This is a genomic window from Sphingobium bisphenolivorans (assembly GCF_000412635.1).
In the GTDB taxonomy this organism is placed as follows: domain Bacteria; phylum Pseudomonadota; class Alphaproteobacteria; order Sphingomonadales; family Sphingomonadaceae; genus Sphingobium; species Sphingobium bisphenolivorans.
Window position 1 is genome coordinate 38,312 of sequence record NZ_ASTG01000020.1, and the last position, 12,274, is coordinate 50,585.

General features: G+C 62.5%; 11 protein-coding genes. 5 read left to right on the forward strand and 6 right to left on the reverse strand.

Translation table 11 applies throughout. The annotated features are described in order from the left end of the window. Nucleotides 1-50: 50 nt before the first annotated feature. Together rpoH and L858_RS0114905 are read right to left on the reverse strand one after the other, a co-directional pair. Complete coding sequence (gene rpoH / locus L858_RS0114900; RefSeq protein ID WP_022683956.1) at nt 51-965, reverse strand: RNA polymerase sigma factor RpoH; 915 nt, start codon at nt 963-965, stop codon at nt 51-53. Between the two features lie 75 nt (nt 966-1,040). Next, nucleotides 1,041-1,994: an RluA family pseudouridine synthase gene (locus tag L858_RS0114905; protein ID WP_022683957.1), complete on the reverse strand. Its 954-nt coding sequence runs from the start codon at nt 1,992-1,994 to the stop codon at nt 1,041-1,043. A gap of 17 nt (nt 1,995-2,011) precedes the next feature. Between L858_RS0114905 and L858_RS0114910 the strand changes: the two genes are divergently transcribed. Further along, nucleotides 2,012-2,413, forward strand: coding sequence for a M67 family metallopeptidase (locus L858_RS0114910; RefSeq protein ID WP_022683958.1), 402 nt, complete (start codon nt 2,012-2,014; stop codon nt 2,411-2,413). Nucleotides 2,414-2,495: 82 nt separating this feature from the next. After that, a complete protein-coding gene (locus tag L858_RS0114915; protein WP_028056177.1) occupies nt 2,496-3,149 on the forward strand; it encodes a histidine phosphotransferase family protein in 654 nt (217 codons plus the stop codon). A 3-nt stretch (nt 3,150-3,152) separates the two neighbouring features. On the opposite strand, the gene L858_RS0114920 is transcribed toward L858_RS0114915, so the two are convergent. The 4 genes from L858_RS0114920 to map all read right to left on the reverse strand — a co-directional run bounded on the left by L858_RS0114920 (nt 3,153) and on the right by map (nt 7,302). Beyond that, complete coding sequence (locus L858_RS0114920; RefSeq protein ID WP_022683960.1) at nt 3,153-4,208, reverse strand: NAD(P)H-dependent flavin oxidoreductase; 1,056 nt, start codon at nt 4,206-4,208, stop codon at nt 3,153-3,155. 174 nt (nt 4,209-4,382) lie between these two features. Continuing rightward, nucleotides 4,383-5,795, reverse strand: coding sequence for a type I glutamate--ammonia ligase (gene glnA, locus L858_RS0114925; RefSeq protein WP_022683962.1), 1,413 nt, complete (start codon nt 5,793-5,795; stop codon nt 4,383-4,385). Nucleotides 5,796-5,897: 102 nt separating this feature from the next. Beyond that, complete coding sequence (locus tag L858_RS0114930) at nt 5,898-6,236, reverse strand: P-II family nitrogen regulator (protein WP_028056178.1); 339 nt, start codon at nt 6,234-6,236, stop codon at nt 5,898-5,900. 235 nt (nt 6,237-6,471) lie between these two features. Next, entirely contained in the window at nt 6,472-7,302 is an 831-nt protein-coding gene (gene map, locus L858_RS0114935; protein WP_022683964.1) for a type I methionyl aminopeptidase, read from the reverse strand. Nucleotides 7,303-7,393: 91 nt separating this feature from the next. On the opposite strand from map, the gene L858_RS0114940 reads away from it, so the two are divergent. The 3 genes from L858_RS0114940 (at nt 7,394) to L858_RS0114950 (ending at nt 12,224) form a co-directional block, all read left to right on the forward strand. After that, entirely contained in the window at nt 7,394-8,155 is a 762-nt protein-coding gene (locus tag L858_RS0114940; RefSeq protein WP_022683965.1) for a competence/damage-inducible protein A, read from the forward strand. 156 nt (nt 8,156-8,311) lie between these two features. Beyond that, entirely contained in the window at nt 8,312-10,534 is a 2,223-nt protein-coding gene (katG, locus tag L858_RS0114945; protein ID WP_022683966.1) for a catalase/peroxidase HPI, read from the forward strand. Between the two features lie 346 nt (nt 10,535-10,880). Beyond that, nucleotides 10,881-12,224 carry a UDP-glucose dehydrogenase family protein gene (locus tag L858_RS0114950; RefSeq protein ID WP_022683967.1) on the forward strand — a complete coding sequence of 448 codons (1,344 nt, stop codon included), beginning with the start codon at nt 10,881-10,883 and terminating at the stop codon, nt 12,222-12,224. Nucleotides 12,225-12,274 lie beyond the last annotated feature (50 nt).

A 12,274-nucleotide genomic window follows, 5' to 3' on the forward strand; every position in this document is an offset into this window, starting at 1 on the left:
ATAAAAAAGCCCCGGACGATGCCGGGGCTCTTCTTTGACAGTTGGATCGATCAGGCAGCGGCCAGCCGCGCCATGCGGCCGATCTGGTCGCCGGCGATGCGCATCATCGCCTTCTGCAGCTTCTCGAAGGCGCGGACTTCGATCTGGCGCACACGTTCCCGGCTGACGCCGTAGACCTGGCTCAGTTCTTCCAGCGTCTTGGGCTCTTCAGCCAGGCGCCGCTCGGCCAGGATATGCTTTTCCCGGTCGTTGAGGTCGTCCATCGCCTCCACCAGCATGTCGTGACGCAGTTCGCGTTCCTGATCGTCAGCGACACGCTCGTCCTGAAGCGGATCGGTGTCGGCGAGCCAGTCCTGCCATTGACCCTCGCCATCCTCACGCATGGGAACATTGAGCGACGTATCGCCACCCATAGCCATGCGGCGGTTCATGGAGATGACGTCCTCCTCCGTGACGCCCAGATCGGTCGCGATCTTCTTGACGTCGTCGGGGTGGAGATCGCCATCCTCGAACGCTTCGATGTTATTCTTCATCCGGCGAAGGTTGAAGAACAGCTTCTTCTGCGCGGCGGTGGTGCCCATTTTCACGAGGCTCCAGGACCGCAGGATGAACTCCTGGATCGAGGCGCGAATCCACCACATGGCATAGGTCGCCAGGCGGAAGCCGCGATCGGGCTCGAACTTCTTCACGCCCTGCATCAGGCCGATATTCCCTTCGGAAATCAGTTCGCTGACGGGCAGGCCATAGCCTCGATAACCCATGGCGATCTTGGCCACGAGACGCAGGTGGGAGGTCACCAGCTGAGCCGCGGCTTCGGAGTCCGCATGCTCGGCATAGCGCTTCGCAAGCATATATTCCTGCTCGGGCGTCAGGATCGGAAATTTGCGGATTTCCGACAGATAGCGGTTGAGGCTGGCTTCGCCGCCCAGCGCAGGAACCGCGGGGACATTGGTCTTTCCGGCCATGTCGTCACCTTTCCCTTTCATGCGCGGCGGGACCCAGAAGAGGCATCCGATGCGCCGTCGCAAACTTGTCAAAACCTATACGTGAAGCTCGCTTAACAGTTCCTGCATATCGGCGGGCAGAGGGCTGTCGAAGCTGAGACGTTCACCGCTTAACGGATGTATGAACCCCAGCCTTTTGGCGTGCAATGCCTGCCTTTTGAAACCCAGCGTTTCCAGTATCGATTTGAAACCTTTTCTTTCTCTACTGTAAATCGGGTCGCCAATCAAGGGGTGACCAAGATGGGTCATGTGCACGCGCACCTGATGCGTGCGCCCCGTTTCCAACCTGCATTCGACCAAGGCAGCGCCGCGCAGGATCTGAACGGTGCGGTAATGGGTCACGGCATGCTTGCCGCGTCCTTCACGGTGAACCGCCATCTTCTTGCGATCGGAATCCGAGCGGCCGACCCATGTATCCACCACGCCCGATGGCGGCGCGGGCACACCATAGACGATCGCGGCGTAGAGGCGGTCGATGCTGTGCGCCTTGAACTGCTGCGCCAGCCCCTCATGCGCGCGGTCGGACTTGGCCACTACCAGAAGGCCCGACGTGTCCTTGTCGATCCGGTGGACGATACCCGGCCGCGCCACACCGCCGATGCCGGAAAGCTGGCCCTTGCAATGATGCAGCAGCGCATTGACGAGCGTGCCGTCCAGATTGCCGGCGGCGGGGTGGACAACCAGCCCGGCCGGCTTGTCGATGACGATCAGGTCCGCATCTTCATGCACGATGCTGAGCGGAATATCCTGCGCGATCGCCTCTGCATCGACGGGCGGCGGGATGCTGACGGCGAAGGCCTGTCCCGGCGCCACCTTCATCGACGGATTGAGCGCGCGGCCGCTCGCAGTCACCCGGCCGTCGAGGATCAAGGCCTTTAGCCGTTCGCGCGACAGTTCGGGCAACAATTCTGCCAGCGCGCGGTCGAGGCGCATGCCCGCCTGCGCGTCGGCAATCTTCGCTTCGATGATGATGGAAACCCCCGAACCCATTGGTTAAGCATGTAGGAATGATGGTCCGCATTTCAAGACGGCTTCTGGAACAAATCATGACCCTTGCGCAGAACGATCGGCATGAGGTCTGCGGGCTGCTGCTTGGGTCGCGGGAAGAGGTGGATGAAATCGTGCCTGCTTCCAATGTAGCATCCGATCCGGCGCGACATTTCGAACTGGACCCGATCGTGCTGATCGCGGCCCATCGGGCGCAGCGTGCCGGCGGTCCGCGCATCGTCGGCCACTATCATTCGCATCCGGGCGGACTTGCCGTGCCATCGGCCACCGACAGGGCAAATGCGGTGCCGGACGGCAGTTTCTGGCTGATCGTCGGCAGCGGGGATGCAAGGTTATGGATCGCCTCGCCGATGCACGACGGACAGGTCCAGTTTGCCGAGGGGACGCTGGAGGTGGCGTGAAGGAGGGTTGCATCACACCGCCGGGCAGCGCATTAGCCTCAAGTCCTTTTCCTGTTTCACTTTCCGGCGGCAGCGAACCTTCATGACCCATCCGATCGACAGCATCGAATTTGCGAGCCTGCTTTGTTCCCGTCTGTGCCATGATCTGTTGAGCCCTGTCGGTGCGCTCAACAACGGCCTCGAACTGATGGCGGACGAGACGGACCCGGAAATGCGGCAACGCTGTCTCGATCTGCTGGCGGACAGCGCCAAGACGTCCGCCAACAAGCTCAAATTCTTCCGCCTGGCCTTTGGCTCGGCGGGCGGCTTTGGCGATGCGGTGCCGACGCATGAGGCACGGGTTGCGATCGAAGGCATGTTCGCCGCCTCTGGCCGCGTGAAGATCGGCTGGATGGTCGAGGAGGATATTCTCGACAAATTGCCCGTGAAGGTGCTGCTGAACCTGGCGCTCATCGCCGGGGATGCGCTGGTACGCGGCGGGCAATTGGACATTGGTGCGGAGCGGCGGCCCGGCGTCACGGAGATCGTGGTGCGGGCGGAAGGGCCGAAGCTTGTCCTCGATCCGGACCTGCGTGCGGCGCTGGCGGGCACATTACCGGAAGAAGGGCTGGCCTCGCGCACCTCTGCGGCGTGGATGGTGCGGACGCTGGTGACGAGCGCGGGCGGCGACATTGCGCTTTCGGCAGCGGGTGAGCCGGTTCTGCTCTTCGGCGCTTCCATACCGGATGGGCACTGAAGCTCAGCGGCGGGACTGAACCAGCTCGGCGGCCAGGGTCCTGACAAGATCGGCAGCGGGCAAGGGGCGGGCGAGCGGTGCCCCCTGACCCGCCCATTGAGCGCCGTAGCCATATTCTCCCTTCGCTTTGGCAGCAGCGTTGAGAGCTTTGCCAGCGTCATAAGCGATGGGGTAAGCGGGGGGCGTCCGTTCAGATGCAGCGTCCCATGCGGTGAAGAGGTTGGCGAGACAGCGGGCCGGACGGCCTGAGATGGCGCGGGTCATCACCGTATGGTGTGCCGCCGGGCTGCGGAGCGCTGCGCGATAGCTCTCGTCGGCGCTGCTTTCCGGGCAGGCGATGAAGGCCGTGCCCAATTGCGCGGCGGCGGCGCCGAGGTCCAATGCTGCGGCTATTCCCCGACCGTCCATGATGCCGCCGGCTGCGATGACCGGCAATTGACATCGAACGGCCAGGAGCCGGGTGAGCGCCATGGTCCCGAGTTGGTCGTCCAGCGCGTCCGGGTCAAAAATGCCCCGGTGTCCGCCCGCCTCATAGCCTTGGGCGACAAGCGCATCGATCCCGGCCTGCGCTGCGGCCTGCGCCTCTTCAAGATTTGTGACAGTGGCGATCAGGAACGAACCCGCCTGTTTGAGAGCGGAGATGCGTGCCCTGTCCGGCACGCCGAAATGGAAACTGACCACCGGCGGCGCGAGATCGATCAAGGTGGCCAGCATCGCGTCGTCCTGCTGGAAGCTTTGATAGATTTCATGGAGTGCTGCCGGTGGCTCAGCATCCTGCTCGCGGAACAATGGGGTGAGCGCTTCCAGCCACCCAGCCTCTGCGCTTGCCTCTGGAATGGCCGGACGGTGCGCGAAAAGATTGACGTTGAAGGGGCGATCGGTCAGCGCGCGAACGGCCTCGATCATCGTGCGCGCACCGGTTGCATCGGTAGCGCCGACCGCGACGGAACCGAGCGCGCCCACGTTGGAGACGGCTGCGGCCATGGCCGGCGTCGAAACGCCAGCCATCGGCGCCTGAACGATGGGATGGGTGAGGCTCAGCGAGTCGATCAGGGCCATGGCTGCGATTTTCCGCCTTTGCGGGCTGCGACGCAATGGCTTCGACTTTGCTCGCGACTGGGAGGCTACAGGCCAGCCTTTCGTTGGATCGGTCGCCGTCAGCCGGCACGGCCTCAAGAAAAAGGCCCGGCCACTTGCGCGACCGAGCCCATTTTCTTTCAACTGCCGAAAGGATCAGCTGCTGTAGTACATGTCGAATTCGACCGGCGAGGGAGCCATTTCCCAGCGGTACACTTCGGGCCACTTCAGTTCGATATAGGCTTCGATCTGGTCCTTGGTGAACACGTCGCCCTTCAGCAGGAAGTCGTGGTCAGCGGCCAGCGAGTCGAGCGCTTCACGCAGCGAGGCGCAGACGGTCGGCACCTGGCTCAGTTCTTCCGGCGGCAGGTCGTAGAGATTCTTGTCCATGGCCTGGCCCGGATGAATCTTGTTTTCGATGCCGTCGAGGCCCGCCATCAGCAGCGCCGAATAGCAGAGATAGGGGTTCGCCATCGCGTCGGGGAAGCGGAATTCAACGCGCTTCGCCTTGGCGCCCGCGCCGTAGGGAATACGGCAGGAGGCCGAGCGGTTGCGGGCCGAATAGGCCAGCAGAACCGGCGCCTCGAAGCCCGGCACCAGACGCTTGTAGCTGTTGGTGGTCGGGTTGGTGAATGCGTTCAGGGCCTTGGCATGCTTGATGACGCCGCCGATGAAGTAGAGGCAGGTTTCGCTGAGGCCGGCATAGCCTTCACCCGCGAAGAGCGGCTTGCCGCCTTCCCAGATCGACATGTGGGTGTGCATGCCCGAACCATTGTCCTGCGCGATCGGCTTGGGCATGAAGGTCGCCGACTTGCCATAGGCCTGGGCGACGTTCCACACGACATACTTGTAGATCTGCATGCGGTCGGCGGTCTGGACCAGCGTGCCGAAGGTCAGGCCGAGTTCGTGCTGGGCGGCGGCGACTTCATGGTGGTGCTTGTCGCATGGCAGGCCCATTTCGAGCATGGTCGAAACCATCTCGGCGCGGATGTCGGTGGCCGGATCGACCGGAGCGACCGGGAAATAGCCGCCCTTGGCACGGGGACGGTGGCCGAGGTTGCCGCCTTCATATTCCTTGCCGGTGTTGGTCGGCAGTTCGATGTCGTCGATCTTGTAGTAGCTCTGCGAGTAATCATTCTCGAAGCGCACGTCGTCGAACATGAAGAATTCGGCTTCCGGACCGACATAGACCGTGTCGCCGAAACCGGCCGACTTCACGAACGCCTCGGCGCGCTTGGCGGTCGAGCGCGGGTCGCGGCTGTAGAGTTCGCCCGTGTCCGGCTCCACGATGTCGCAGATGAGGATCAGCATTGGCGTGGCGCTGAACGGATCGACATAGACGGCGTCCAGGTCGGGCTTCAGGATCATGTCGGATTCGTTGATCGTCTTCCAGCCTTCGATCGAAGAACCGTCGAACATCAGGCCCTGGGTCAGTTCATCCTCGCCCAGCACCGAAGCGACCATGGTCAGGTGCTGCCACTTGCCCTTGGGATCGGTGAAGCGGACGTCGACCCACTCGATCTCCTTTTCCTCGATCATCTTCAGGATGTCTTTAGGCGTGTTAGCCATTTCGAACTTGCCCTTCTTTCGTGATTACCCCCCCGAAGGGGTAGGTTGATGCGTGCGTCCGCCTGGCCGCGAGCAGCCGGCGAGAACCCTTTGGAGAAAGTGTCAGATGGCGTCGCTGTCGCGTTCACCGGTGCGGATGCGCACCGCGCCTTCGATGTTGGAGATGAAGATCTTGCCATCGCCGATGCGACCGGTTTGCGCGGCGGACGAAATCGCCTCCACCACGCGGTCGGCCAGAGCGTCATCGACGACGACTTCCAGCTTCACCTTGGGCAGGAAATCGACGACATATTCAGCGCCGCGATACAATTCGGTATGCCCCTTCTGGCGGCCGAACCCCTTGGCTTCCGTTACGGTGATGCCGGACACGCCCACTTCGTGCAGCGCTTCCTTCACCTCGTCCAGCTTGAACGGCTTGATGATCGCTTCGATCTTTTTCATCACTATCAATCCCAACCCAAACGCGCGCATGAAGCCGGGAGAGTTCCCGCCTTCCCCTCTTTCGAGAGACGATCATCTTGCCCCACCGACAGGTGCCGTCCCTCTTTCCAATCAATTACCGTGCCAAATGGCGAATCGCTGCGTCTGCTTTCTGCGATGCAGTACCGTTTGTCCATATTGCCCGGATTCCGGGCAATATTTCCGCGCCCTGCCTATTTTTTGGGCAGTTTGGCGATCAGTTATGATAGGGCGGCGCGTTGAGGCCCGCGGGGCTTTTCGTAAAAATCTCGCAGCCGGTTTCCGTGATGCCGATGCTGTGTTCAAACTGGGCGGAAAGCGTGCGGTCGCGGGTGACGGCGGTCCAGCCATCCTCCATCATCTTCACGCCCGGCTTGCCGATATTGATCATCGGCTCGATGGTGAAGAACATGCCCGGGCGCAGTTCAGGGCCGGTGCCCGGCCGGCCGACATGAACCACCTCCGGACTATCATGGAACACGCGGCCAAGGCCGTGGCCGCAAAAGTCGCGGACCACCCCATAGCGATGCTTTTCCGCATGCTTCTGGATCGCGTAGCCGATGTCGCCCAGATGGTTTCCGGGCTTCGCCTGATCGATCCCGAGCATCAGGCATTCATAGGTCACCTCGACTAGCCGGCGCGCCTTGATCGACGTTTCGCCGCAAATATACATGCGGCTCGTGTCGCCATGCCAGCCATCCACCAGCGGCGTCACGTCGATGTTGAGGATATCGCCGTCCTTGAGTTTCAGGTCGCCCGGAATGCCATGGCAGATCACATTGTTGAGCGAGATGCAGCAGCTATGGGTATAGCCCCGATAGCCAAGGGTCGCCGGCACGCCGCCGCCATCCAGCGTCATCCGCCGGACGATGTCGTCCAACTCTCCGGTGGTAACGCCGGGCACGACATGGGGCACCAGCGCGTCGAGGATTTCCGCCGCCAGCCGTCCGGCCTTGCGCATCCCTTCGAAGCCTGAAGCGTCGTACAGCTTGATCGCGGTCGAGCGGGAGATCGGCGCGTCCGCCGTCATCGTCATATATTCGGTCATGGTGTGACTATAGGCGGCGGCCGCGGATAATGCGAGGGGGTCGGCTGCAGCAGGCTAGGCAGCAACGCCTGCAGCGGCTATGCCCTGCGCCATGGCCGATAGTGAACGCATCTGGACCGCAGCGCTGATCGTCATCGGCGACGAGATTCTCTCCGGCCGCACGCAGGACAAGAATGTCGCGCAGATCGCCGCCTGGCTGAACGTGCAGGGCATTCGCCTGCGGGAGGTTCGCGTAGTCGCCGACGACAGCGGCGCTATCATCGACGCGGTCAACACGCTCAGGATCAGCAACGACTATCTTTTCACGACGGGCGGCATCGGGCCGACTCACGACGATATCACGGTCGATGCGATTGCCGCGGCGCTGGGTGTGGAGGTCGAAATCCATCCGCAGGCGCGCGCGATCCTGTCGGGCTATTATGAAACACGCGGCGGCCTTACCGACGCGAGGCTGCGCATGGCGCGCGTTCCTGCCGGCAGCAGCCTGATCGAAAACCGCATGTCGGGCGCGCCGGGCATCCGGCATGGCAATATCTTCATCATGGCCGGGGTGCCGCATATCACGGCGGGCATGCTGGACAGCCTGACCGGTACCTTGGAAGGCGGATTGCCGGTGCTTTCAGCCACGATCGGCTGCTGGGTGGCGGAGAGTGAGATTGCGGACCTGCTTGCCAGTACCGAGCGGGCGCATGAGGGATGCCAGATCGGCAGCTATCCCTTTTTTCGCCAGGGCAGGACGGGCGCGAACTTCGTCGTTCGCTCGACCGACGCAGCGATGCTCGACCGCTGTGTCGCCGACCTGAGCGCGCGGCTGGAGCGTGGCGGCTGGCCTGTGGTGGCTGGCGGCATCTGATCGGCTCGCCGGTGAGAGCCGGATTTCGACAGCTAGTGCGGACGCATGGAACTGCTGATCGATTCGCCGACTTTCTGTGATGGACGGAGATCATTTTGTCCGCCGGCCGTACGCGCCTATCGTTCCCCCACAAATATCTGAAAGAGGAGCCAATTCATGGACGCAAAAACTGGCGGCAGCCCGCTGAGTGATCCGTCAAAGGAGCCCGTCGCGCTGCGATCCCTGCTGGGAAGAACGAACCGGGATTGGTGGCCGAACCAGCTGTCGCTCGATATCCTTCATCAGAACGGGCTCAGCGGCAATCCGATGGGCGACGACTTCAACTATGCGCAGGCCTTCAAGTCGATCGATTATCAGTCCCTGAAAAAGGACCTTCATGCGCTGATGACCGACAGCCAGCCCTGGTGGCCGGCGGATTATGGGCATTATGGACCCTTCTTCATCCGGATGGCCTGGCACAGCGCGGGCACCTATCGCACAGGCGACGGGCGCGGCGGCGCGTCTTCGGGCACGCAGCGCTTCGCGCCGCTCAACAGCTGGCCGGACAATGCCAATCTCGACAAGGCGCGCCGTCTGCTGTGGCCGATCAAGCAGAAATATGGCCGCAAGCTGTCATGGGCCGACCTGATGATCCTGGCCGGCAATGTCGCGATCGAATCGATGGGCGGCCCCGTCTTCGGATTCGGCGGCGGGCGCGAGGATGTGTTCGAGCCGGAAAAGGACATTTACTGGGGCACCGAAGAGGAGTGGCTGGGCGCCACCCGCATCGAGGAAGAGTCGGGGCGGGCGCTCGAAAACCCGCTCGCGGCGATCCAGATGGGGCTTATCTATGTCAATCCGGAAGGGCCGGGCGGCAAACCCGATCCGGCGCAGTCCGCTCGCGACATCCGCGAAACCTTCGCGCGCATGGCAATGGATGACGAGGAAACGCTGGCCCTGACGGCGGGTGGGCACACTTTCGGCAAGTGCCACGGCGCGGGCGACGCTTCCAAGGTCGGTGCCGAGCCGGAGGGTGCGGACATCGCACAGCAGGGGCTTGGCTGGCAGAGCGGGCATGAGAGCGGCATTGGCGATCATACCATCACCAGCGGCCTTGAAGGAGCCTGGACCCCGACGCCGATCCAATGGTCGATGAATTATCTCCGCATGCTGCTGGACTATGATTATGAGCTGGTGAAGAGCCCGGCGGGCGCGTGGCAATGGCAGCCCAAGGACCAAAAGCCGGAGGATATGGCCCCCGGTGCGCACAGTCCGGACAAGCGCGTGCCCACGATGATGACGACCGCGGACATGGCGTTCAAGGTCGATCCCAAATATCGGCAGATCGCCGAGCGCTTCTACGCCAACCCGGACCAGTTTGCCGATGCCTTCGCGCGGGCCTGGTTCAAGCTGACGCATCGCGACATGGGGCCCAAGGTCCGTTATTTAGGGCCGGAGGTTCCGGCGGAGGACCTGATCTGGCAGGACCCGATCCCCGCGGCGGATCATCCGCTGATCGATGATGCTGACGTGGCGGGCCTGAAGGCCAAGATCCTCAGTTCCGGGCTGACGGTGGGAGAACTCGTGCAGACCGCCTGGGCGTCGGCATCGACCTTCCGCGGGTCGGACAAGCGGGGCGGCGCGAACGGCGCGCGTATCCGCCTGGCGCCGCAGAAGGACTGGGAAGTCAACCAGCCTGCGCAACTGGCAAAGGTGCTGCAAGCTTATGAGGGCATCAAGGCGGACTTCGACGGTTCCGCGCAGGGCGGCAAGAAGGTCAGCATCGCCGACCTGATCGTGCTGGGTGGTTCGGCTGCGGTGGAGAAGGCGGCGAAGGATGCCGGCCACGATGTGAAGGTGCCCTTCACGCCCGGGCGCGGCGATGCGACGCAGGAGCAGACCGACGCCGAGAGCTTCGAGCCGCTCGAACCCAAGGCCGATGGGTTCCGCAACTATCTTTCCGTCCGCTTCAGCGTGCCGACGGAAGAATTGATGATCGATCGCGCGCAACTGCTGGGGCTCAGCGCGCCGGAAATGACGGTGCTGGTTGGTGGTCTTCGGGTGATTGGCGGTAATCACGGCAATTCGCCGCATGGCGTGCTGACGAACCGTCCGGGGCAGTTGACCAACGACTTTTTCGTCAACCTGCTCGACATGCGGACGGCGTGGAAGGAAGTGGACGATCGTGGCGATGAGGTGTTCGTGGGGTCCAGCCGCGACACGGCAGAAGAGTTGTGGACAGCGACACGAACCGACCTCGTCTTCGGTTCCAATTCGCAGCTTCGGGCCTTGTCCGAGGTCTATGCAGCGGCGGATGCGGGCGAAAAGTTCGTGACGGACTTTATCGCGGCATGGACGAAGGTGATGAACGCGGATCGCTTCGACCTGAAGCAGGGCTGATAACAGCCTGTATCTAACCCTTGGGGAGGCGGCGGCAGCGATGCCGCCGCCTTTTTCGCGGAAATGGAGTGCGCATAAGGGCTTGCCGCTAATTGTAGCGACTCAACCGCGGCCATATGTGTCTGCTGAGCGGCAGGCTGCGTTGCATCCATGTTGTGCAGCAAGCTATGCTGCGGCGCATCAACAGCTGGCAGGCTCCAGCGATCGGAGGTCGGGCTTGATCGCCTGACGTCCAACCATGTGGAGGGCGTAGATTGTTCGGCACCGGGGATTTCTCCGGACGGCTTTGTGCGTCCTTTTCAGGCTGGTCCGATTGGAATGCCGTTTTGAAGAAGGAGAAAATGTGATGCGGATCGTTATGACCGGATCGGGCTATGTCGGGCTTGTATCGGGCGCGTGTCTGGCGGACTTTGGCCATGACGTGATCTGCGTTGACAAGGATGCGCGCAAGATCACGCTGCTGAAGGAAGGCGGCGTGCCCATCTATGAGCCTGGTCTCGCCGATTTGATCGGGCGCAATGTGAAGAGCGGGCGGCTGACCTTCACCACTGATCTCGCCTCGTCCGTCCAGCAGGCGGACGTGGTCTTCATCGCCGTCGGTACTCCGGCGCGCCGTGGCGACGGTCATGCTGATCTCAGCTATGTATATGATGCCGCGCAAGAAATTGCCGCGAACCTCAATGGTTTCACGGTGATCGTTACCAAGTCCACCGTTCCCGTCGGCACGGGTGACGAGGTGGAGCGGATCATTCGAGAAACCAATCCCGACGCGGACTTTGCCGTCGCCTCCAATCCCGAATTCCTCCGCGAGGGTGCGGCCATCCAGGACTTCAAGCGGCCTGACCGGATCGTGGTCGGCATTGAGGACGAGCGTGCACGGCCGGTCATGACTGAAGTGTACCGGCCGTTATACCTCAACCAGTCGCCGATCCAGTTCACCGGCCGGCGGACGAGCGAGCTCATCAAATACGCTGCCAACGCCTTTCTGGCGATGAAGATCACCTATATCAACGAGATCGCGGAACTATGCGAGCATGTGGGAGCGGACGTGCAGCAGGTCGCGCGCGGCATCGGGCTGGATAACCGGATAGGTTCGAAATTCCTTCACGCGGGACCGGGTTATGGCGGCTCCTGCTTCCCGAAGGACACGCTGGCGCTTGTCAAGACAGCCGAAGATGCCGGAGCGCCGATCCGCCTCATCGAAACCACGGTGGCGATCAACGAGAGCCGCAAGCGGGCGATGGCGCGCAAGGTGGTGGCGGTCTGCAATGGATCGGTGCGAGGCAAAAGCATCGCCGTGCTTGGCCTTACCTTCAAGCCGAACACGGACGACATGCGTGACGCCCCATCGCTCTCCATCATCCAGGCGCTTCAGGACGGCGGCGCGCAGGTCCGCGCCTATGATCCCGAAGGGATGGACGCCGCGCGGACGATGCTGAGCAATGTCGATTTCTGCGACAGCCCCTATCAGGCTGCGGAAGGCGCCGCGGCGGTCGTGATCGTTACCGAATGGGATGCGTTGCGGGCCCTTGACCTGCCTCGGCTCAAGAAGGTGATGAGCGGCGACGGGTTGGTCGATCTGCGCAACATCTACCGTCCCGAAGTCGCCGAGGCGGCGGGCTTTGCCTATGCGAGCGTCGGGCGCGGCATGGCGCCGCAACCCGAAGAACTCGTGCAGGCCGCCGAATGAAATGGCCACGGCTCGTCGCAAATGCCCAGGCTTTGCGACGAGCCGCACTT